This is a genomic window from Dyella sp. KRB-257 (assembly GCF_049445995.1).
In the GTDB taxonomy this organism is placed as follows: domain Bacteria; phylum Pseudomonadota; class Gammaproteobacteria; order Xanthomonadales; family Rhodanobacteraceae; genus Dyella_A.
In genome coordinates this window covers 41867-62502 of sequence record NZ_JBMSDZ010000019.1, presented here as the reverse complement: position 1 = coordinate 62502, position 20636 = coordinate 41867, and the positions used below count along the sequence as shown (strand labels likewise).

The 20636-nt window shown below is 69.8% G+C and carries 21 protein-coding genes; 9 read left to right on the top strand and 12 right to left on the bottom strand.

Annotated elements, in window-relative coordinates:
* The 3 genes from ACO2Q2_RS13950 to ACO2Q2_RS13940 all read left to right on the top strand — a co-directional run.
* Positions 1 to 257: IS4 family transposase (locus ACO2Q2_RS13950; protein ID WP_423256401.1), on the top strand; the 257-nt coding region annotated here is incomplete at its 5' end.
* A 52-nt stretch (positions 258 to 309) separates the two neighbouring features.
* Complete coding sequence (locus tag ACO2Q2_RS13945) at positions 310 to 1419, top strand: SDR family oxidoreductase (RefSeq protein ID WP_423256399.1); 1110 nt, start codon at positions 310 to 312, stop codon at positions 1417 to 1419.
* The gene (locus ACO2Q2_RS13940) at positions 1302 to 2309 is read left to right on the top strand and encodes an NADP-dependent oxidoreductase (RefSeq protein WP_423256397.1); all 1008 of its coding nucleotides are present in this window, start codon (positions 1302 to 1304) and stop codon (positions 2307 to 2309) included. Before ACO2Q2_RS13945 ends, ACO2Q2_RS13940 begins: the two co-directional genes overlap by 118 nt.
* A 297-nt stretch (positions 2310 to 2606) precedes the next feature.
* On the opposite strand, the gene accD is transcribed toward ACO2Q2_RS13940, so the two are convergent.
* The 3 genes from accD to trpB form a co-directional block, all read right to left on the bottom strand.
* Positions 2607 to 3476 carry an acetyl-CoA carboxylase, carboxyltransferase subunit beta gene (gene accD / locus ACO2Q2_RS13935; protein WP_423256396.1) on the bottom strand — a complete coding sequence of 290 codons (870 nt, stop codon included), beginning with the start codon at positions 3474 to 3476 and terminating at the stop codon, positions 2607 to 2609.
* A 46-nt stretch (positions 3477 to 3522) separates the two neighbouring features.
* Complete coding sequence (gene trpA, locus ACO2Q2_RS13930; protein WP_423256394.1) at positions 3523 to 4323, bottom strand: tryptophan synthase subunit alpha; 801 nt, start codon at positions 4321 to 4323, stop codon at positions 3523 to 3525.
* A 160-nt stretch (positions 4324 to 4483) separates the two neighbouring features.
* Entirely contained in the window at positions 4484 to 5713 is a 1230-nt protein-coding gene (gene trpB, locus ACO2Q2_RS13925; protein WP_423256392.1) for a tryptophan synthase subunit beta, read from the bottom strand.
* Between the two features lie 126 nt (positions 5714 to 5839).
* Here trpB and ACO2Q2_RS13920 point away from each other — a divergent pair, with 126 nt between their 5' ends.
* Positions 5840 to 6772: a LysR family transcriptional regulator gene (locus ACO2Q2_RS13920; protein WP_423256391.1), complete on the top strand. Its 933-nt coding sequence runs from the start codon at positions 5840 to 5842 to the stop codon at positions 6770 to 6772.
* 106 nt (positions 6773 to 6878) lie between these two features.
* On the opposite strand, the gene ACO2Q2_RS13915 is transcribed toward ACO2Q2_RS13920, so the two are convergent.
* The 8 genes from ACO2Q2_RS13915 to prmB form a co-directional block, all read right to left on the bottom strand.
* The gene (locus ACO2Q2_RS13915) at positions 6879 to 7508 is read right to left on the bottom strand and encodes a phosphoribosylanthranilate isomerase (RefSeq protein WP_423256390.1); all 630 of its coding nucleotides are present in this window, start codon (positions 7506 to 7508) and stop codon (positions 6879 to 6881) included.
* Positions 7505 to 8272, bottom strand: coding sequence for a tRNA pseudouridine(38-40) synthase TruA (truA, locus tag ACO2Q2_RS13910; RefSeq protein ID WP_423256389.1), 768 nt, complete (start codon positions 8270 to 8272; stop codon positions 7505 to 7507). The genes ACO2Q2_RS13915 and truA overlap by 4 nt, the downstream gene beginning before the upstream one ends.
* A gap of 106 nt (positions 8273 to 8378) precedes the next feature.
* Positions 8379 to 10643 (bottom strand): FimV/HubP family polar landmark protein, encoded by a 2265-nt coding sequence (locus tag ACO2Q2_RS13905; RefSeq protein WP_423256388.1) that lies wholly within the window; start codon positions 10641 to 10643, stop codon positions 8379 to 8381.
* A gap of 162 nt (positions 10644 to 10805) precedes the next feature.
* On the bottom strand, positions 10806 to 11138 hold the full coding sequence (locus tag ACO2Q2_RS13900; protein WP_423256387.1) for a hypothetical protein: 333 nt from the start codon (positions 11136 to 11138) through the stop codon (positions 10806 to 10808).
* Between the two features lie 10 nt (positions 11139 to 11148).
* On the bottom strand, positions 11149 to 12177 hold the full coding sequence (locus tag ACO2Q2_RS13895) for an aspartate-semialdehyde dehydrogenase (protein ID WP_423256386.1): 1029 nt from the start codon (positions 12175 to 12177) through the stop codon (positions 11149 to 11151).
* Positions 12178 to 12299: 122 nt separating this feature from the next.
* Positions 12300 to 13319, bottom strand: a complete 1020-nt coding sequence (locus tag ACO2Q2_RS13890) for a 2-hydroxyacid dehydrogenase (protein ID WP_423256384.1) — start codon at positions 13317 to 13319, stop codon at positions 12300 to 12302.
* A 41-nt stretch (positions 13320 to 13360) separates the two neighbouring features.
* Positions 13361 to 14449, bottom strand: coding sequence for a chorismate synthase (gene aroC / locus ACO2Q2_RS13885; protein ID WP_423256382.1), 1089 nt, complete (start codon positions 14447 to 14449; stop codon positions 13361 to 13363).
* Between the two features lie 102 nt (positions 14450 to 14551).
* A complete protein-coding gene (gene prmB, locus ACO2Q2_RS13880) occupies positions 14552 to 15472 on the bottom strand; it encodes a 50S ribosomal protein L3 N(5)-glutamine methyltransferase (protein ID WP_423256380.1) in 921 nt (306 codons plus the stop codon).
* 202 nt (positions 15473 to 15674) lie between these two features.
* Here prmB and asd point away from each other — a divergent pair, with 202 nt between their 5' ends.
* Together asd and ACO2Q2_RS13870 are read left to right on the top strand one after the other, a co-directional pair.
* On the top strand, positions 15675 to 16511 hold the full coding sequence (gene asd, locus ACO2Q2_RS13875; RefSeq protein WP_423256378.1) for an archaetidylserine decarboxylase: 837 nt from the start codon (positions 15675 to 15677) through the stop codon (positions 16509 to 16511).
* Positions 16512 to 16649: 138 nt separating this feature from the next.
* A complete protein-coding gene (locus ACO2Q2_RS13870) occupies positions 16650 to 17087 on the top strand; it encodes a hypothetical protein (protein ID WP_423256376.1) in 438 nt (145 codons plus the stop codon).
* 19 nt (positions 17088 to 17106) lie between these two features.
* Here ACO2Q2_RS13870 and ACO2Q2_RS13865 read toward each other — a convergent pair whose 3' ends face one another.
* Positions 17107 to 18573: a transglycosylase SLT domain-containing protein gene (locus tag ACO2Q2_RS13865; protein WP_423256375.1), complete on the bottom strand. Its 1467-nt coding sequence runs from the start codon at positions 18571 to 18573 to the stop codon at positions 17107 to 17109.
* Between the two features lie 111 nt (positions 18574 to 18684).
* On the opposite strand from ACO2Q2_RS13865, the gene ACO2Q2_RS13860 reads away from it, so the two are divergent.
* The 3 genes from ACO2Q2_RS13860 to greB are packed head-to-tail and all read left to right on the top strand — an operon-like array spanning position 18685 to position 20626.
* Positions 18685 to 18864, top strand: a complete 180-nt coding sequence (locus ACO2Q2_RS13860; protein ID WP_423256374.1) for a hypothetical protein — start codon at positions 18685 to 18687, stop codon at positions 18862 to 18864.
* Positions 18861 to 20126: a hypothetical protein gene (locus ACO2Q2_RS13855; protein WP_423256373.1), complete on the top strand. Its 1266-nt coding sequence runs from the start codon at positions 18861 to 18863 to the stop codon at positions 20124 to 20126. The genes ACO2Q2_RS13860 and ACO2Q2_RS13855 overlap by 4 nt, the downstream gene beginning before the upstream one ends.
* On the top strand, positions 20123 to 20626 hold the full coding sequence (gene greB, locus ACO2Q2_RS13850) for a transcription elongation factor GreB (RefSeq protein ID WP_423256372.1): 504 nt from the start codon (positions 20123 to 20125) through the stop codon (positions 20624 to 20626). Before ACO2Q2_RS13855 ends, greB begins: the two co-directional genes overlap by 4 nt.
* Positions 20627 to 20636: the final 10 nt, after the last annotated feature.

Sequence of the window (20636 nt, the reverse complement as noted above, 5' to 3'; positions counted from 1 at the left end):
ATGAGGCCGCGCCGGAGCCCACGCCACTGAGTCCGGACGAATGGCGTGTGTTATGGGTCTCCACCGAGCACAGTGCACCACCCGCGCAAACGCCGCCAGCCGCGTGGGCGTATCGAGCCCTCGCCAAGATGGGCGGCTTTACCGACACCAAACGCACCGGCCGGCCCGGCTGGGACACGCTCTGGCATGGCTGGTTCCGGCTGCAGGAACGGCTGGAGGGCTATTGGCTCAGCAAGCAGATACCGGCGGAGATGTGATCAAGAGACAGGGTCGAGCCGGGGGAGAGGGCTCCAAACCAGGAGCTCGCCGATGATCGATCTTCCCGCCCACCGCCTCGCCGGCAAGCGCGCCTTCATCCCCGGCGCGGCCGGCGGCCTCGGTGCCGCCATGGCCCGGCTGTTCGCGCGCCACGGCGCCAGGGTGTTCCTCACCGACATCGACGGCGACGGAGCCCGGGCGCAGGCCGCCGCCATCAACACCGAACACGGCACCACCGTGGCCTGGGCCGCCGCGCAGAACGTGCGCGAGGAAGCCCCGTGGCCGCAGTTGCTGGAGCAGGCCGCGCAGACCGTGGGTGGCCTCTCGGTGCTGGTGAACAACGCCGGCATCGACGCGCTCGGCGGCGTCGAGAACCTGGGCACGAAGGACTGGCAGCGCGTGATGGGCGTGAACGTCGAGGCGGTCTACTTCGGCTGCAAGTACGCCCTGCCCTGGCTGAAACAGAACCAGCCCGGCGCGATCATCAACCTCTCCTCGATGGCCGCGTACAAAGTCGACCCCGACTACACCGTCTACAACGCCTCCAAGGCCGCGGTCGCGTCGCTGAGCAAATCGGTGGCGATCGACTACGCCAGGCAGCGGCTTGCCATCCGCTGCAACTCGATCCACCCGGCCTTCATCCGTACCGGCATCGTCGAGCCGTTCTTCCAGCAACTCGGCGAGGAGGGGGAGGCCATCCGCAAGCTCACCCGCGGCAACCCGATGCGCCGCCTCGGCGAGCCGGACGATATGGCGTACGCCGCGCTGTATCTGGCCTCCGACGAGAGCCGCTTCGTCACCGCCGCCGAGCTGCGCGTGGATGGCGTCGGCGGCGTGATGCGCGCGCTTCGCACCCGCATCAAGACGCTGGATTCCGGCGTTCGCCGGAATGACGAACCTATGAGCGACCCCGTATCGGGCAAGCCACCCCTCCGTCTCGCCGTACACCCACCTACCCGTCATCCCGGCGGCTCTCAACAGCCGAATGGCTGGTCAAGCCGGGATCCAGTGACTTTCAAACTCCACAAAATCACGAGGCCCCCATGCCCCTCATCAACCGCCAGCTCCGTCTCAAGACCCGCCCCGAAGGCCTGGTCGAACGCAGCAATTTCGACCTCGTCGAAGAAGCCGTTCCCGGACTCAAGGACGGCGAAGTCCTGATCCGGACCCTCTACATCTCGATGGACCCCACCAACCGCGTGTGGATGCGCGACATCCCGCAGTACCTGCCGCCCGTGGCCATCGGCGAGGTGATGCGCGCGCTCGGCCTGGGCCGCGTGGTGCAGTCGCGCTCGGCGCGCTATGCAGAAGGCGAGCTCGTGCAGGGCATCACCGGCTGGCAGGACTACCTGGTGCTGCACGAGAGCGCCAAGGGCTACGTGCGCCTGCCCGCCGATCCCGGCATCCCACTGCCCACCCTGCTCGGCGCGGCCGGCATGAGCGGCGTCACCGCCTACTACGGCATGACCGACATCGCCCCGGTGGAGCCCGGCGAAACGCTGGTGGTCTCCGCCGCCGCCGGCTCGGTCGGCTCGATCGCCGGCCAGATCGGCAAGATCATGGGCGCCCGCGTGGTCGGCATCGCCGGCGGCGCCGACAAGTGCCGTTACCTCGTCGACGAGCTCGGCTTCGACGCCGCCGTCGACTACAAGGCCGCCGACTTCAGGCAGCGGCTCAAGGCCGCCACCCCGGACGGCGTGCACGTCAACTTCGAGAACGTCGGCGGCGAGGTGATGAAGGCGGTGCTCGGCCGCATGAATATCGGCGGTCGCGTCGCCCTGTGCGGCCTGATCGCCGGCTACAACTCCGGCGAGCGACCCAGCGACGACTTCGGCCCCTTCATCATGAAGCGCCTGCGCATGCAGGGCTTCCTCGTGCTCGACTACACCAGGACGAAGGAGGCGGTGCACACGATCACCGGATGGATTCGCGAGGGGAAGCTCAAGACCGAGGAGACGGTGGCCGAGGGGCTGGAGAACGCGCCGGTGGTGTTGAACCGGTTGTTCGATGGGAGTCATCGCGGAAAGCTGGTGCTGCACGTCAGCGATTGACCCGATCCGGCTCCGACATCCGACGCCGGCTCGACATCCCGCAGGCGTCGGGCTCGCTCCGGCCGGGGCGTCTGTCCGGATCGCCGATGTCACGATGTCGTTGGCGCCGGTGTCATGCCCGCGCTGCTCGACGGACGGACGTCTGGGCACCCGCGTCCGTTTCCGCATCGGAGCCCGGCGGATGCCCGCTTTCGCGGGCATGACGGCGCGGAAGGTTGCCGGATGCCGGGAAACCGCGTGCCACGGCAGCGCACGGCACGCGACACGGCCGCCTCTGCACGGGCAACGAGCGCGCGATCAGGCGGCGCGCGGCGCCTTCATCAGCAAGCCGAGCACGTCGGCGAGCTTGTCGCGCATCTCGCGACGGTCGACGATCATGTCGATCGCGCCGTGCTCGAGCAGGAATTCCGAACGCTGGAAGCCTTCCGGCAGCGTCTCGCGCACGGTCTGCTCGATCACGCGCGGGCCGGCGAAGCCGATCAACGCCTTCGGCTCGCCCACGTTGATGTCGCCGAGCATCGCCAGGCTGGCGGAGACGCCGCCGGTGGTCGGGTTGGTCATCACGCTGATGTACGGCACGCCGGCATCGCGCATGCGCGCCAGCGCGGCGGAGGTCTTGGCCATCTGCATCAGCGAGAACAGCGACTCCTGCATGCGCGCGCCGCCGGTGGCGGAGAAGCACACCAGTGCGCTGCGGTCGGCGAGCGCCTTCTCGGCGGCGCGGGCGAATTTCTCGCCGACCACCGAGCCCATCGAACCGCCCATGTAGGCGAACTCGAACGCCGCGGCCATCAGCGGCCGACCCTTGAGCTTGCCGCTCATGGTGACCAGCGCGTCCTTCTCGCCGGTGGATTTCTGCGCGGCGACGATGCGGTCGCGGTACTTCTTCGAATCGCGGAACTTCAGCGGATCGGTGGGTTCGAGGCTCGACCACAGCTCGACCGCGCTGCCCTCGTCGAACAGCGCGGCGAGGCGCACGCGCGCGCGGATCGCGTGGTGGTGGCCGCACTTGGGGCAGACCATCAGGTTGCGCTCCAGCTCCGGACGGTACAGCACCGTGCCGCAGCCGTTGCACTTGTCCCACACGCCCTCGGGCACCTTGCCCTTGCCGGCGGCCGTGCCCTGCGTGCGCACCCGCGGAGTCATGATTTTCTGCAGCCAGTTCATCGCAACACCTCACACGTTCCTGACCCGAAACGGTCAGGGGACCGTTTCAGTGTGCATCGAGCGCGGCGCGGATGGGGGTGAGGAAACTTTTCACCCGGGCGGCGATCTCGTCCGCCTGCCCCGCCCCCTCCAGCCGCTCCACCAGCGCGCTGCCGATCACCACCGCATCGGCGAACGCGGCGATCTCCTTCGCGCTCTGCGCATCGCGCACGCCGAAGCCGACCGCCACCGGCGCCCTGGCGTGGGCCCGGATATCCGCCACGCGGGCGGCGATATCGCGAGTGCTGAGGCGGCCCGCGCCGGTGATGCCGGCAAACGACACATAGTACAGGAAGCCCTCGGCGAACTCGCACAGCTGCGCCATACGCGCCGGTGCGGTGGTCGGCGCCGCAAGGCGGATCACCTGCAGTCCCGCCGCGCGCAGCGGCTCCAGCACGGCCGCCTCCTCCAGCGGGCAATCGACCAGCAACACGCCGTCGACGCCGGCCGCAGTGGCCTCGGCGGCGAAGCGCGCGTAGCCGTGGATCTCCACCGGGTTGAGGTAGCCCATCAGCACCACCGGCGTGTCCGCATCGCGCTGGCGAAACTCCGCCACCCAGCGCAGCACATGGGCCAGGCCCACGCCCCTGGCGATGGCCCGCTCACTGGCGTGCTGGATCACCGGGCCGTCGGCCATCGGGTCGGAGAACGGCACGCCCAGCTCGATCAGGTCGGCACCGGCGTCGACCAGCGCGTGCATCAGCGCCACCGTGTGCTCCGGCGCGGGATCGCCGGCGGTGACGAACGGGATCAGGCCGGTGCGACCGGCGGTCTTGAGGGCGGCGAAGCGTTGGTCGATGCGGGACATGGGGGGCCAGGTGCGAGAAGTGAGTGAAGAGGAGTGAGGAGTGAGGAGTGAGGAGTGAGGAGTGAGGAGTGAGGAGTGAGGAGTGGCAAGTCCAAAAGTGTCGAGTGGTCGGAGGAGCGGCTTTCTCTCACTTCTCACTCCTCTCCACTCGCTCCTGCCTTCACACCGTGACGCCTTCGCGCGCGGCGATCGTGTGCACGTCCTTGTCGCCGCGGCCGGACAGGTTGCACAGCACCAGCCCATCCTTCGGCAGCTCGCGCGCGAGCTTCATCGCCTGGGCCACCGCGTGGCTGGATTCGAGTGCGGCGAGGATGCCCTCGCAGCGCGCCAGCAGGTGGAATGCCTCCATCGCCTCGGCATCGGTGACGCCCACGTAGTCGGCGCGCCCTTCGTCCTTGAGGAAGGCGTGCTCGGGGCCGACGCCGGGGTAGTCGAGTCCGGCGGAGATCGAGTGAGTCTCGGCGATCTGGCCGTTGTCGTCGCACAGCACGTAGGTACGGTTGCCGTGCAGCACGCCGGGGCGACCGGCGGCCAGCGAGGCCGCGTGCAGGCCGCTGCCGATGCCCTCGCCGGCCGCCTCGGCGCCGACGATGCGCACCTCGCGATCGTTGAGAAACTCGTGGAACAGGCCGATCGCGTTGGAGCCGCCGCCGACGCAGGCGGTGATCACGTCCGGCAGACGGCCGTACTCGGCGAGCATCTGCGCGCGCGCCTCGCGGCCGACGATGGCGTTGAAGTCGCGCACCATCATCGGATACGGATGCGGGCCGGCCACCGTGCCGATGATGTAGAAGGTGTCGGCCACATTGGTGACCCAGTCGCGCATCGCCTCGTTCAGCGCGTCCTTCAGCGTCTTCGAGCCGGAGGTCACCGGCACCACTTCGGCGCCGAGCAGCTTCATGCGGTAGACGTTGATCTTCTGCCGCTCGATATCGGTGGCGCCCATGTACACCACGCACTTCAGCCCCAGCCGCGCGGCCACCGTGGCGCTGGCCACGCCGTGCTGGCCGGCGCCGGTCTCGGCGATGATGCGCGGCTTGCCCATGCGCCTGGCGACCAGGCCCTGGCCCACCGTGTTGTTGATCTTGTGCGCGCCGGTGTGGTTGAGGTCCTCGCGCTTGAGGATGATGCGCGCGCCGCCCACGTGCGCCGACAGCCGCTCGGCGTGGTACAGCGGGCTGGGCCGGCCGACGTAGTGGGTCAGGTCGCGGTCCAGCTCGGCGAGAAACTCCGGATCGTGCCGCAGCCGCTCGTAGGACTCGGTCAGCTCGGCCAGCGGCGCCATCAGGGTCTCGGCCACGTACTGCCCGCCGAACTGGCCGAAGCGGCCGTGCGCATCGGGCCAGGTGTGGAAATCGGTCACCGGGGTGTGGGGGCTCGGCGTGGCCATGGCAGGCATCCTGTGCGAAAAACTGAGATGACGCGGGCCAGTGCCCGTGCCGAGAGCCAAGCATAGTCAAAGAAAACTCGCATAAAAAGCGAGAAGATTGCACGGACATGTGAATAAATATCACACATGACCGATCGCGAGCTGCCCCCGCTGAATGCCCTGCGCGCCTTCGAGGCCGTCGCCCGCCAGCGGAGCGTGAGTCGCGCCGCCGCCGAACTGCACGTCACCCACGGCGCGGTGAGCCGGCAGTTGCGCCTGCTGGAGGAGGCCCTGGGCCATCCGCTGTTCCGGCGCGAGGGCCGCACCCTGGCCCTTACCGAGGCCGGCGAGCGCCTGCGGGACGGTGCGGGCCCAGCGTTCGACCAGCTGCGCGATGCGTGGGCCAGCGTGCGCCGGCCGGCGCAGGCACCGTTCGTGCTCGGCTGCCCGGGCAGCGTGCTGGCGCGCTGGGTGATCCCGCGCATGGACCGGCTCGGCCGTGACCTGCCCGAGCTGTCGCTGCACCTGTCCGCGCAGGAGGACCCCCTGACGCCCGCGCTGGGCGGGCTGGACGGCGCGCTGCTGATCGGCGCGCCGCCCTGGCCGGCCAACTGGCAGGTCCGCGCACTTGCGCCGGAACGGATCGGTCCGGTGGTGAGCCCGCGCTACGCCGGCTGGTCGCGACTCGTCGGGCGGCCAGCCGGTGTGCTGATCGACGAGCCGGTGCTGCACACCGCCTCGCGCCCGCAGGCCTGGCGCGACTGGTCCGCAGCGGCCGGACTGCCGGCACCGCCGCACACCCCGGGCCAGGGCTTCGCCCATCTGTACTATCTGCTGGAAGCGGCGCTGGCCGGTCTCGGCGTGGCCATCGCCCCCGCGCCGCTGGTCGCCGACGACCTGGCCAGCGGGCGGTTGCTGGCACCGTGGGGTTTCCGCCAGACCTCGGCCAGTTGGGTGCTGGCCACACCCGCGCGCGGTCCCGATCCGCGGGCGCCATCGCTGGCCCGGTGGCTGGAGCGCGCGCTCGCCGGCGAGGAGGCGGCTCGTGCGCCAGCCGGCGCAAGCCTTCGGTCACGCTGACCCGGTAGTGGTCGTAGTTGAAGTCGCTCAGATCGGCGTTGTAGCCGACACAGCCATCCTCTTCCGGCGTCATTACCAGCGCGCCGAGTGCTGCATCACAGGGAAATCAGGCGGCATCCGCCGCACGCACCGCGGCGATGAAGGCCGCCATGCGGTCGGCGTCCTTGATGCCCGGCGCGGATTCGATGCCGCTGGCCACGTCCACCGCCCACGGCCGCGCCACGCGCATCGCTTCGCCCACGTTGTCGGCGTGCAGGCCGCCGGCGAGCAGCAGCGGCTGCGCCAGCTCGGCCGGCATCAGCGACCAGTCGAAGGTCTTGCCGCCGCCACCGGGCTCGCCCAGGCCGTGACCGTCCAGCAGCAGGCCGGTGGCGTGTGGATATTCGCGCAGGTGCGGCAGTGCCGCGGCGCCTTCGCCCATCGCGACGGCTTTCAGAAACGGACGGCCAAACTGCGCGCACCACGCGTCGCTCTCGGCGCCGTGGAACTGCAGCAGATCCGGCTGCACCTGCTCGATCACCGCGCGCACCGTGTCGGCGCTGTCGTCCATCAGCAGCGCCACGGTGGTGACGAACGGCGGCATCGCCGCCACGATCGCGCGCGCCTGCGCCAGGTCGACGCGGCGCTTGCTGCGCGCGCTGATCACCACGCCGATCGCGTCGGCGCCGAGCTCGGCGGCCAGCCGCGCGTCTTCGACGCGGGTCATGCCGCAGCACTTGATGCGGGTGCGGTTCACTGGCTGACCTCCGGTGGCAGACCCCAATGCGCCTCGTAGCGCGGGCCGATGAAGGTGAGCCCGGACGACGGCGCGGTCGGACCGGCCACCTCGCGGTTGCGCCCGGCCACCAGCTCGCACATCCACTCCACCGGTTGCTCGCCGCGGCCGATCGGCAGCAGCGAACCGACGATGTTGCGCACCATGTGGTGCAGGAAGGCGTTCGCCTCGATCTCCACGATCACCTGCTCGTCCTCGCGGCGCACTGACACGGCCAGCACCTCGCGCCGCGCGTGGGCGGCCTGGCAGGCGATCGCGCGGAACGCAGTGAAATCGTGCTCGCCGAGCAGCGCCTGCGCCGCGGCGTGCATGCGCGCGGCATCCAGCGGATGGCGCTCCCAGGTGACGTAGCGCGCGTCGAGCGCGGCGCGCACCGGGCGATTGAGGATGCGGTAGCAGTAGCGGCGGCTGCGTGCCGAGAAGCGCGCATGGAAGTCGTCCGCCACCGGCAGTGCCCACAGCACCGCGACCGATGCGGGCAGGTTCGAGCAGGCGCCCAGCACCCAGCCGCGCGGCGTGCGCTGCACCTCGGTATCGAAATGCACTACCTGGCAGCGACCGTGCACGCCGGCGTCGGTGCGGCCGGCGCAGGTGACGTCGATCGGCTCGGCGGCCACGAAGGAGAGCGCTTTTTCCAGCGTACCCTGCACGCTGTCGCGGTGGCTCAGGCGCTGCCAGCCGGAGAAGTCGGTGCCGTCGTACTCGATGCCCAGGGCAATGCGCATGAAGGGATTGAGGTGCGTTCAGGACGGCGGCAGAGCATAGCAGCCGGCACAAAAAACCCGGGCCGGCGCAGGGCCGGCCCGGGTTCGGATCACCCGCGCGGATCGATCAGACGATGCCGTCGAGCAGGCGACGCGCGGTGTCACGCTGCGGCTGACTGCCTTCGGCCAGCACCTCCTCCAGCATCGCACGGGCGCCGTCGGCATCGCCCATGTCCAGGTAGGCGCGGGCCAGGTCGAGCTTGGTGTCGATCGGATCGTCGCTGAACTCGGTCGGCTCGTAATCCACGCCGCCGGCATCGGGCGCCCAGCTCGGGATGTCGGTGGTCGCATCGGCGGTCGGTGCGGGCTCGGCCGGATCATGCCCGGCCGTCGCGTCGTGCTCGAACGCATGCTCCGGCTCGTCGCGCAGCTGTGCCTCCGCCTCGGCCTTGCGGGCGGCTTCCTGGCGCGGGGTCAGGTTGAAGTCGAAGTGGTATTCGCTGATCTTGGCGGGACCGGCCGGCATCGGCGGCGGCACCGCGACCGTGGCATCGGCATCGTAGTCGTCGGGATCGAGGCCGCCCAGCGGGGCGCGCTCGGCCTCGGGCACCGAGGTATCGACGCCGGCGAACAGCGGATGGCCGGGCACCAGATCCTCGCCCATGGCCGCCACGTCCTGCCATTCCGACTGCTGGGGATCGGCGATGTGGGCGTACATCGCCTCCGCGGCCGCCTCGAAGCGCTCCACGTCACGGCGGTGGTAATACAGGCTGACCAGTTCCAGATGCAGGTTGATGTCGTCCGGGTGCTCGGCGAGCTGATCGAGCAACTCGTCCTGATCCGGATCGGCATCATCCGCGCCCAGCGCCGGGACGGCACCGAAGCGGTCGGCCAGTGAGGAGCCGGATGCCCGGCCCGTGCCCTTGTTGCGACGCCCGCGGAAAACCAGCAGCAGGAGCAGCAGGGCCGCGACGGCACCCGCGCCCCAGGCCCAGGTCTGCATGTACCAGGGCTCCCCGGCGGGAGACGGAACCGGCTTGGCGGCGGCCGGCTTGGCCACCGGCTTGGCGGCAACCGGCTTGGCCGGAGCCGCTGCACTGGCCGCGACCGGGGCGGTCGCCTTCGCCGACGAGGCCGTCGCCGGTGTCGCCCCGGCCACCACCGGAGCCGATGCGGCGGTGGCCGGGGCGGTCTTGCCGGCCGTGCTGGCAGCCGCGGCCGGAGTCGGTGTCGGTGTCAGCGGCTTCCCGGCGGCCGCTGGCGCAGCGGTCGTCGCACCGGCCGGCGTGGCCTTGCCGGCCGCGGCAAGCTTGCGCTGCAGCTCGGCGATCTCGCTGTCCTTGAGCGAAAGCAGGCGCTCGTTCTTGCGGTTGATGTCCTCCAGATCCTTCAGCCGCGAGCGCAGGTCGGCACCCTGCTGCTGCAGGGCGGCCAGGCTTTCCTGGCTGCGCTGCAGATCGCGACGCAGATCGGCCGCAGTCTTGCCACCGCCGGCCGCGGCATGCCTGGCACCACCACTGGACGGCAGCAGCTCGAGGTGGTCGACGCGCTTGGAGGCCGGCACCGTGGGCGAGCTCGATGCGATGGCGCGGGTGGCCGAATCGGCCACGCTGATGGGGGTGCCTGCCGCGCCAGCGCGCCAGTCGCCGTTCTGCCGGCGCACTTCTTCCAGCGCCGCGACCACCGTCATGGCACGCGCCTCGTCGGCGGTGGGCACGCGCAGCACCGCGCCGCTCTTGAGCGCGTTGATGTTGTCGCGATAGAACGCGTCGGGATTGGCCTGCTTCAGGGCCAGCAGGGTCTGGTTGAGATTCGCGCCCGCCGGCATGACCTGCTGCGCAATGGCCGAGAGCGTCTGACCGCGCTGCACCGTTACGCTGGAGCCGACGGCAGGAGCCGCCGGCGCGGCTGCGCGCGGGGCGGGCGGAGCCGGCCGCTGCGCGGGGGAAGCACGTCGCGGGCGGGCGGCCGCTTGCGGAACGGGAGGCCTCGCCGCCATGCCAGGCGGATCGAGCAGGATGGTGTATTCGCGCACGCTCTTGCCGGCGGCGTTGTCCACCTGCACGAGCAGGTCCAGGTATGGATCGTTGATGGCATCGGTACTGGTGATGCGGATCAGCTTGCTGCCGCCCGGCCCGTTCACGATCGAGAAGCTCAGCGGGACCCGGGCGCGCCCTTCAGTGATGCCCGCGCGCAGGAAATCCTCGTCGGAGGCCAGTCGGGCGCTGAGGTTGCGCAGGTCCGCGGGGCTCTCGGGGGTGACCGGAATCTCGGCGATCAGCGGCTGGCCCAGCGCCGACTTGACCTGGATCTGGCCCAGCTCCAGCGCCACTGCCTGGCTGCTTCCCAGTGCCAAGGCCAGCAGCATGGACAGCTTCAACGAACGATTCATCAGTATTTCCCCCGGACGACCCGTGACGCTCCCCGACCCACCGCAGAACGCGGCGGCATCCCGAATGACGTGTCACTTTAGTTAGATGCCTGCCAATCAACAATAGGCGCGACGAATACTTGCACGATATTGCTGCGCCTGCTTCTCACCGGCGCGTGCCGCTCATTGCCCCGGGTTTTGCACTCCCGCACCGGCCTGCGCACCGGCCTGCACCGACTGCAGTTGGCGGCGCAACTGCTCCAGCCGGCGATCCTGCTGGCGCAGCCGCCGGGCTGCCTCGCGGCTGCGGCGCTCCTGCGCCGCCACGTCGCGCTGCAATTGCGCCAGCTCGGTACCGCTGCGCCGTAGGGACGCCTGCACGGTGGCCGGATCGGGGGGTGGTGACGCCGCCGGCAGCAGCGCCGCGCCGGTCGGGTGCGCGCCATCGGCAGCCGCGGCCGCCCCCGTGGAAATCATCAGCCCGAACAGGGCCGTCAGCAGGGGCGTGCGCGGCATGGAGTCACCCTTACAGATAGTCCTCGATCAGCAGCTCGGCAATCTGCACGGCGTTGAGCGCCGCACCCTTGCGGATGTTGTCGGCCACGATCCACAGATCCAGCCCGCGCTCGTGCGAGATGTCCTCGCGGATGCGGCCCACGAACACCGGGTCCTTGCCGGCGGCGTCGCCCACCGGTGTCGGATAACCACCGGCCTTGCGCTCGTCCATCACCACCACGCCCGGCGCCTGCTCCAGCAGCGCGCGTGCCTGTTCGGCGGTGATCTTGTCGCGCGTCTCGATGTGCACTGCCTCGGCGTGTCCGTAGAACACCGGCACGCGCACTGCGGTGGGGTTCACCGCGATCGAGGCGTCCTCGAGGATCTTGCGTGTCTCCCACACCATCTTCATTTCTTCCTTGGTGTAGCCGTTGGGCTGGAAGTCGTCGATGTGGGGAATGACGTTGAAGGCGATCTGCCTGGAGAACTTGGCCGGCTCCACCTCCTGGAAATTGAGCAGCGCGGCGGTCTGCTTGCCCAGCTCCTCCATGCCCGAGCGCCCGGCGCCGGACACCGACTGGTAGGTCGCCACGTTGATCCGCTCGATGCCCACCGCACGGTGGATCGGCGCCAGCGCCACCAGCATCTGCATGGTCGAGCAGTTCGGGTTGGCGATGATGCCGCGCACGGTGTAGTCGGCGATGGCGTGCGGGTTCACCTCGCTCACCACCAGCGGGATGTCGTCCTGGTAACGGTACTCGGAGGTGTTGTCGATCACCACCGCGCCGGCCGCCGCCGCGCGCGGGGCGTGCTCGCGGCTCACCGAGCCGCCGGCCGAAAAGAATGCGATGTCCACGCCGGTGAAGTCGTAGTCGGCGAGGTTCTGCACGGTGACTTTCTTGCCGGCGAACTCCACCTGGCCACCGGCGGAGCGCTCGCTCGCCAGCGGCACCAGCTCGCTCACCGGGAAATCGCGCTCGGCCAGGATCGACAGCAGGGTCTCACCCACCGCGCCGGTCGCACCGACCATTGCCACCTTGTAGCTGCTCTTCTTGCTCATGATCCGTCTGTCTGTCAGGAAAATCGGAAAGGGCCGCCGGGCCATTGCCGTTCCCGCATCCGCGGGAATCTAGCCGGGGCGGTGCGCAACACAACCTGCGAACCGCGCGATCGTGAATCCGATCACGCTTTGTCCAACACCCCCCGCGCGTGCAGCACCTGCGGGTTGATCGGGGTGGGCGGATGGCCCGCCTGCGGACCGATGCCCAGCCCGGCCAGCACATTGTCGACCGCCAGCTGCGCCATGTGGCGGCGGGTATCGGCGCTGGCGCTGCCCAGATGCGGGCTGAGCACCACTTGTTCGAGCTCCAGCAGCGCCGGATGAACGGCAGGCTCGTCCTCGTAAACGTCGAGCCCGGCCGCGGCCAACTGCCCCGACACCAGCGCGGCGGCCAGCGCCGCCTCGTCCACCAGCCCGCCGCGCGCGATGTTCACCAACACGCTGCCGCGCTTCATCTGCGCCAGCTCGGCGGCGCCGATCACGTGATGGTTTTCCGGCGTGTACGGCAGCACCAGCACCAGATGATCGGATTCGCGCAGCAGCGCGGCCCGGTCCACCCAGCGGGCGGCGCACTGGCGCTCCACGGCCTCGGGCAGCCGGCTGCGGTTGTGGTACAGCACGCGCATGTCGAAGCCGCTGGCGCGACGCGCCACCGCCTGACCGATGCGGCCCATGCCGAGGACGCCCAGCGTCTTGCCGTGCAGGTCCACGCCGAGCCAGTCGTCGAAGCGCATGGCGCCGGTCCACTGGCCGGCGCGCAGCCAGCGTTCTGCCGCGCCGACGCGCCGGGCCGCGGCCAGCAGCAGCGCCCACGCGTAGTCGGCGGTGGTTTCGTTGAGCACGTCCGGGGTGTTGCAGGCGAGCACGCCCGCGCGGGTAAGCGCGTCGATATCCAGATTGTTGTAGCCCACCGCCAGGTTCGCGATCACCCGCAGCCGGTGATTGCCCGCCAAGGTGGCCGCATCGACGCGATCGGACAGGCTGATGATGGCCGCATCCACGCCGGCCAGCCGCTCGCGCAACTGCTCGGGCGGGTGTGCGCGCTCGATCGCCTCGGCATCCAGCTCGACGTGCTGGTCCAGCCGCGCCAGCGCTTCGACGAACAGCGGGCGCGACACCCAGACTTTGTACCGCTTGGTCATGCCGGTTCCTGCAGGGATGGGCCGATCGCGCGCGCCACGGATCAGGGAATCAGCGGCCGCACCGGCCCGACGTCGCCGCATTGCGCGCGATGGCGCAGCGCGTGATCCATCAGCACCAGCGCCAGCATCGCCTCGACGATCGGGGTGGCACGGATGCCGACGCAGGGGTCGTGCCGCCCCTTGGTCACCACCTCCACCGGCTCGCCGGCGAGGTTCACGCTGCGGCCGGGGACGAGGATGCTGGACGTGGGCTTGAACGCCACCGAGACGGTCACCGGCTGGCCGGAGCTGATCCCGCCGAGGATGCCACCGGCATGATTGGACGTAAAACCGTCCAAATGGATTTCGTCGCGATGCTGCGTGCCGCGCTGGGCGACGGCGGCGAAACCGTCGCCGATCTCCACGCCCTTGACCGCGTTGATCGACATCATCGCGGCGGCGAGGTCGCCATCGAGCTTGCCGTAGATCGGCTCGCCCAAGCCCGGCGGCACGCCCTCGGCGACCGCGTTGACGCGGGCGCCCACCGAATCGCCGGACTTGCGCAGCGCATCCATGTAGCGCTCCAGCTCGGGCAGCTGGTCGGCATCGGGCCAGAAGAACGGATTCTGCTCGATCGCCTCGGCATCGAAGCGGGCCGGCACCAGCTCGCCGAGCTGGGCGAGGTAGCCGCGCACGCGCACGCCGTGGCGCTCGGCCAGCCACTTCCTGGCGATCACGCCGGCCGCCACGCGCATGGTGGTCTCGCGCGCCGACGAGCGGCCGCCGCCGCGCGGATCGCGGATGCCGTACTTGTGCCAGTAGGTGTAGTCGGCGTGACCGGGACGGAAGGTACCGGCGATGTCGCCGTAGTCCTTGCTGCGCGGGTCGGTGTTGCGGATCAGCAGGGCGATCGGCGTGCCGGTGGTGCGTCCTTCGTACACGCCGGAGAGGATCTCGATGGCGTCGTCCTCGCGGCGCTGCGAAGTGTGGCGGGTGCGGCCGGTGGCGCGGCGGCCCAGGTCGGCGCGGAAGTCGTCCGGCGCGATCGCCAGCCCGGGCGGGCAGCCATCCACCACGCAGCCGATGGCCGGACCGTGGCTTTCGCCGAACGTGGTGACGGTGAAGAGCTTGCCGAAGGAGTTGCTGGACACGGGATCTACCGGGGCGACCGAAGCGCCGAAGCCGGACGACCCGACTTCATGCTGCACTGCATCTTGCCACAGCCCGGGTCCTGGCGACCGGTCGCGCAATGCTCAGCGGCGCGTCTGGGCGGCGGCGTGGATCGCCCCGGCGTGCTCGACCAGGTCGCGGCGCTCCAGCACGAACACGCCCATCGCGCCGACCTTGAACTCGATCCACACGAACGGCACCTGCGGCAACAGCTTGACCAGCGCCTGCTCGCTTTCGCCCACCTCGACGATCAGCAGGCCGTCCTCGGTGAGATGGTCGGCGGCCTCGTCGAGCATGCGCAGGCACAGGTCCAGGCCATCCTCGCCGGAGGTCAGGCCCAGCTTGGGCTCGTGGCGGTATTCACCCGGCATCGCGGCGTATTCGTCCTCGGTGACGTAGGGCGGATTGGACACGATCAGGTCGTAGCGGCGCCCCTGCACGCCGGCGAACAGGTCGGACTCGATCGCCTCGACCCGGTCCTCCACGTGCTGGAACACGATGTTCTCGCGCGCCAGCGACAGCGCCTCGGGGCTGATGTCGACGATGTCGACCTGCCAGTCGGGGTTGTACTCGGCCATGGCGATGCCGATGCAGCCCGAGCCGGTGCACAGGTCCAGCGCGCGTTCCACATGCCGATGATCCAGCCATGGCGCAAAGCCCGATTCGATCAGCTCGGCGATCGGCGAGCGCGGCACCAGCGCGCGGCGGTCGCTCTTGAATTTCAAGCCGGCAAACCAGGTTTCGCCCACCAGGTAGGCCACCGGCATGCGCTCGGCGACGCGGCGCTCGATCAGTCCGATCACGCGCTCGCGCTCCTCGGCCACCAGGGTGCCGGTGCCGTAGGCCGGCGGCAGATCCGGCGGCAGATGCAGCGCGGCGAGCACCAGGTGCGTCGCCTCGTCGATCGGGTTGTCGTGGCTGTGACCGAAGCTCAGCCCGGCCGCCGAGAAGCGGCTGGCGCCGTAGCGGATGAAGTCGATGATGGTGGACAGTTCGGCAGTCACGGCGACACCCGAAGCGAAGGGCCGGCAAGTATAGCCAGGGCAGGAGTGAGTGAAGAGGAGTGAAAAGTGAGAGAAAGGCGGCCTGCCGCCAGCCCATGCTCCTCTCTCACTCCTCACTCCTCACTCCTCACTCCTCGCTCCTCACTCCTCGCTCCTCACTCCTCGCTCCTCACTCCTCACTCCTCACTCCTATACTGGCGCGATGAATTTCAATGTCTTCCTGCAATACATCCTGCCGCACCGCGCGCTGTCGCGGGTGGTGTACTGGGCCACGCGCTGGACGTTCGCACCGTGGAAGAACTGGTTGATCGGCACCATCGTGCGCAACTACCAGGTGGACATGGCCGAGGCGATCGAGCCGGATCCCTGCGCCTACGAGCACTTCAATGCCTTCTTCACCCGTGCACTGAAGCCCGGCGTCCGCGAGCCTGACCACGATCCCGACGCCCTGCTCTGCCCGGCCGACGGACGCATCAGCCAGGCCGGCGCCATCGTGGACGGCCGCATCTTCCAGGCCAAGGGGCAGTCATACACCGCCGCCGAGCTGCTGGGCGACGAGGCCGCCGCCGCGCCCTATCGGAACGGTCGGTTTGTCACCGTCTATCTGTCACCGCGCGACTATCACCGCGTGCACATGCCGCTGGCCGGCACGCTGACCGAAACCGTGCACGTGCCCGGGCGCATCTTCAGCGTGGCGCCGTTCGCGGTGGAGGCGATCCCGCGCCTGTTCGCCCGCAACGAGCGGCTGGTGTGCCACTTCGAGGGCGAGCACGGGCCGTTCGCCGTGGTGCTGGTGGGGGCGATCCTGGTGTCGTCCGTGTCCACCGTGTGGGACGGGCTGGTGATTCCGCCCTACGCGGCCGGCATCCGCCGCAAGTCGTTTGCCGGCCGCGACATCCGGCTGGAGCGGTTTGCCGAGATGGGGCGCTTCAACATGGGCTCCACGGTGATCCTGCTGCTGCCGCCCGGCAGCGCCGGACTGGACCCGCTGCCCCCCCAGCAGGCGGTGAAGGTGGGCCAGCGGATCGGGAAGAAGTGACGCATTGCGTCACCTGACACGGCAAACCCTTGCCGCTTGACGGCATCTTGTGACGCCCTGGGTGCAAATGTGCCCACGGCTCGGGTAAGCTCCGGTTCAGCGCGAAAACCGCGTCACCCTATCGAGTCCGAGACCGCCATGCGCCTGCTGACCCAGCTCATCGCCATCAACCGTGCCCGCCAGCTCCGCCGCCAGCTGCGCGATATCCAGCGCAGCATCGCTGCGCTCTCGCGGCACAACCGCAGCCGGCTGGGCACGCTGACCCTGCGTGAGATCGGCCAGGCGACCCGCTGCGATTTCCCGCATCTGTACGGCACGCCGCCGGAAGAGCGCTACCTGCCTTGGGGGCAGGGCACCGAGATCGGCTACACCCGGGCCCGCTCGGAGAACGTCGAGGTCGCCATCCGCGGCATCGCGCTGTGGCTGGCCGTGGCCTACCACGAGACCAAGGACGCCCGCCTGGGCGGCCTGCAGACCGTCTACCGCCAGCTCATGCGCCTGCTGCGCGAGCTGAAGGAAACCCGCCGCGAGGGCGAGACCGGCGAGAGCTGGATGAACACCCCGGCCGCCGCCTGATTTCCCGGCCGCGAGCGGCTCAGCGGCAACCCGGCACCGTCAGCACCTGACCTGCGCGAATCGCGTGACGATGCAGGTGGTTGACCCGCGCCACCTCGCGCACGCTGGAACAGCGCAGCTTGCCCACGATGCCGATCAGCGTGTCGCCCGCGCGAACCCGGTAACGGCGCAGCCCTCCCGAGGGCACCACCGCCGCGGCCGCCACCTGCGGCCGCGGCGCCACTGCGTCGTGCAGGTCGGCGGCAAGGATCGGCCACGGCCCGTCGACGCAGCGCGACGCATAAGCCGCCTCCAGCGCCCTGGGCAGGTGCAGCGTGGTACCGATCGGCTGCTGCATCTGCGGATCGAGGCGGGGATTGAGGTTGCGCAGGGTGCGGAACCAGCCTTCCGGCATGTCGCCGGCATTGCCCAGGCAGATGGTGAGTTCGGAGATCGAGGCGACGCGCTTGAGCGTCACCTGCCCGGGTCGGCCGTCCACCTTCGGGAAGCGCAGGTTGTAGCTCTGCGGATGCAGGAACAGCCAGGCCGCCGCCAGCACCGCCGGCACGTAGTCACGGGTTTCCGGCGACAGTTCGTCGTACACCGACGGATCGTAGAAACTCACCCCGGGACGATCCCCGGCCAGCCGCCGCATGCGCCCCTCGCCGCCGTTGTAGGCCGCCAGCGTGAGTTCGAGGTTGTTGTTGAACACGCGCAACTGCTCGTTGAGATACTGCGCATTGGCGCGGGCCGCCTCGGCCGGATCGAAGCGCGTATCGAAGCCGCTGTCGCTGCCCAGCCCGAAGCGCAGGCCGGTGGCGTACATGAACTGCAGCGGCCCGGCTGCACCCGAACGCGACACCGCATGCACCTTGCCGCCGGACTCCTTGGCCATGATGCCGAACAGCACGGCCTCGGGCAGATCGGCCTTCTGGTACTGCGGCCACATCTCGAAACGCATGTACTGATAGTTGACCCATGCATCCATCAGGTTCGGACGCCACTGGGTCAGCCACATTTCCAGCGCCGCCTTCACCGGACCGTTCATCGCGATCAGTTCGGACAGCTTCTGCCCGTGCAGCAGGGTCACGCTGCGCTGCACCTGCGGCAGCCCCGCCGCGCCGACCGCCTGCCCTGCCGGCGAAGTCGACTCACCGGCCGTCTCCAGCCCCTCGTCGCCGATCGCGCTGCCGTCCTTCAGCCGCAGCAGGCGATCGAATACCGCGTAGAAGCGTTGCGGCTCGCAACCGGGCGTGCCGGTGCACTGCGCCGAGGCCTGCTTGAGCTGGTCGAGCGCGGCTGCCAGGGTCTTGCGCGAGGCCTGGTCGTCGCCCTCGCGCGCCTGCTGCAAGGCGTTCTCGTAGCCCTTGCTGGCCGCATCGAGCTGGCCATACAACGCGTTGAGCGAGGGGGATGCGGGCGTTTTGCCCGGGGCTCCGGCGCATCCGGCCAGCAGGGTGAAGACGGCGACACACAGCGAACGGCACAGCGGCAAACGCACGGACATGAGGTACTTCGGCAACGGCGAAACGAGCACCATAGCCGTGCGCGGCAACGGACTCAATCCATCGCACCGGCGGTGGTTAGAATCGTGACTTGTCCACGCAGAGACCGCGCCATGACCCCGATCCCGATCGGCCGCAACGACGCGACCGGCGCCAGCCTCGACCCGCGCCACGGCAACCGCCACGGCATGATCGAGGTGCCGGGCAAGTCGACCGTGCGCACGATGGGCAACCGGCCCGGCCGGCGGATCCTGTGCGGCGTGCTGGGCGGCATCTTCGGTGGCAGGCGTTGAAACCTGCCCACGTCCGCTTCCGCGCGGTCGACCCGGCCACGCCGTTCGGCGAGCGCCTCGCCACGGGCCTGGGCTATCCACTGCGCGGTGCCGCCCTGCCGACCCTGGTCGGGCTGGCGCTGATCCACTACCTCGCCCTGCTGCCGCTGTTCCTCGGTACCGTCGCCAGCCTGCTGGTGTGGGGTGCCACCTGGCGCTATGCCGCCGAGTGCATGCTGCACACCGCCAACGGTTTCGCCGAGCCGCCCGAGGTAGGCCTGGGCGACAGCGAGCGGGCAGCCTGGGGCCTGACCCTGGTGCACGTGCTGGCCGCCGTGTGCTGTCTGCTGGTGCCGTCGTTCGCGCCCGAGCTGTTCTGGCCCATGCTGCTGGCGGTGGCACTGGCGCTGCCGGCGATCGACATGGCGCTGGCCTTCGACGGCAGCCTGCTGCCGGCACTGAATCCGCTGTACTGGGGCCAGATCATCCGGCGCTTCGGCTGGGCGTACCTGCTGCCTGTCGGCATCAATGTGCTGGTGGGCATCCTGGTGGTGCTCGCCTCGCTGGTCACCGCCCAACTGCCGCGCCTGCTCTCGCTGCCTTTGTTCACCTTCGCCTGCGGCTACCTGATCGTGCTCGGCTTCCACCTGATGGGCGCGATGATCCACCGCCGCCACGAACACTTCGGCCTCACGCCGGAGGCCGAGGTGCTGGCCGAAGCACTGGGCAGCAACGACGACCAGCGCCTGCTCGACCACGCCCGGGAACTGGCTGCGCACGACCCGATGGCCGCAACCCGCCTGCTGGTGCCGCGACTGCAGGATCGTGAAGCGCCCGCCGAACTGCACCAGGCCTACCGCGACCTGCTGCGCCGGCAGAACCTGCGTGACGCGCTGCTGGTGCACGGGCAGATCCGCATCGCCGCCTTGGTGGCGAACGATGAACCGCGCAAGGCGCTGGCGATGCTGCAGGACTGCGTCGCGATCGATCCGGATTTCCTCCCCGACGATCCCGGCAACGCCGGCGCACTTATCGAACTGGCCGCGCGCAGCGGGATGCGCCGCACCGCGCTGAAACTCTGCCGCCGCTGGCTGGCCAGCTGGCCGCGCGACGGCCGCGCGCCCGCGGTGGCGCTGATCGCCGCCCGCGAGCTGGAGGCCGAAGGCCAGCCGCTCGAAGCCAGCGTGCTGCTCGGCCGCGTGGCGTCCGCCTGGGCCGACCACCCGCAGCACGGCGAGCTGCTCGCACGCATCCGCCAGCTGCAGTCGGAAAACCGCGCATGAGTCGCTGGCGTCCGCCCTCGCCGTCATCCACGGCCATCATCACGCGCGCCGGCTTCGAGCGACTGAAGGCCGAGCTCGACCACCTGTGGCACACCCTGCGCCCGGAGGTGGTCAAGGCGCTTGCCGCCGCCGCGGCCGAAGGCGACCGCTCGGAAAACGCCGAGTACACCTATCGCAAGAAGCAGCTGGGCGAGATCGACCGTCGCGTGCGCTACCTCAGCAAGCGCATCCCCGCGCTGAAGGTGGCCGAAGGCGCGCCGTCGGACCGCGACGCGGTGTTCTTCGGTGCGCGGATCGAGCTGGAGCATCTCGACTCCGGCGAAACGCTGCACTACCGCATCGTCGGCCCGGACGAGACCGACGCCAAGCTGGGCTGGATCAGCATCGACTCGCCGCTTGCCCGGGCGGTGCTGAAGAAGCGGGTGGACGACGAGTTTTCCGCCGAGCTGCCCGGCGGCCCGACCGCCTTCGCGGTGCTGGCCGTACGCTACGACGACTGAGAGGCTGGTG

Coding starts and splice junctions, on each gene's coding strand:
- ACO2Q2_RS13860 (WP_423256374.1), top strand. CDS start 18,685: ATGACCCCGATCCCGATCGGCCGCAACGACGCGACCGGCGCCAGCCTC.
- ACO2Q2_RS13940 (WP_423256397.1), top strand. CDS start 1,302: ATGCCCCTCATCAACCGCCAGCTCCGTCTCAAGACCCGCCCCGAAGGC.
- ACO2Q2_RS13920 (WP_423256391.1), top strand. CDS start 5,840: ATGACCGATCGCGAGCTGCCCCCGCTGAATGCCCTGCGCGCCTTCGAG.
- ACO2Q2_RS13865 (WP_423256375.1), bottom strand. CDS start 18,573: ATGTCCGTGCGTTTGCCGCTGTGCCGTTCGCTGTGTGTCGCCGTCTTC.
- ACO2Q2_RS13890 (WP_423256384.1), bottom strand. CDS start 13,319: ATGACCAAGCGGTACAAAGTCTGGGTGTCGCGCCCGCTGTTCGTCGAA.
- ACO2Q2_RS13905 (WP_423256388.1), bottom strand. CDS start 10,643: ATGAATCGTTCGTTGAAGCTGTCCATGCTGCTGGCCTTGGCACTGGGA.
- trpA (WP_423256394.1), bottom strand. CDS start 4,323: ATGTCCCGCATCGACCAACGCTTCGCCGCCCTCAAGACCGCCGGTCGC.
- trpB (WP_423256392.1), bottom strand. CDS start 5,713: ATGGCCACGCCGAGCCCCCACACCCCGGTGACCGATTTCCACACCTGG.
- ACO2Q2_RS13900 (WP_423256387.1), bottom strand. CDS start 11,138: ATGCCGCGCACGCCCCTGCTGACGGCCCTGTTCGGGCTGATGATTTCC.
- ACO2Q2_RS13945 (WP_423256399.1), top strand. CDS start 310: ATGATCGATCTTCCCGCCCACCGCCTCGCCGGCAAGCGCGCCTTCATC.
- asd (WP_423256378.1), top strand. CDS start 15,675: ATGAATTTCAATGTCTTCCTGCAATACATCCTGCCGCACCGCGCGCTG.
- ACO2Q2_RS13870 (WP_423256376.1), top strand. CDS start 16,650: ATGCGCCTGCTGACCCAGCTCATCGCCATCAACCGTGCCCGCCAGCTC.
- greB (WP_423256372.1), top strand. CDS start 20,123: ATGAGTCGCTGGCGTCCGCCCTCGCCGTCATCCACGGCCATCATCACG.
- truA (WP_423256389.1), bottom strand. CDS start 8,272: ATGCGCATTGCCCTGGGCATCGAGTACGACGGCACCGACTTCTCCGGC.
- accD (WP_423256396.1), bottom strand. CDS start 3,476: ATGAACTGGCTGCAGAAAATCATGACTCCGCGGGTGCGCACGCAGGGC.
- ACO2Q2_RS13895 (WP_423256386.1), bottom strand. CDS start 12,177: ATGAGCAAGAAGAGCAGCTACAAGGTGGCAATGGTCGGTGCGACCGGC.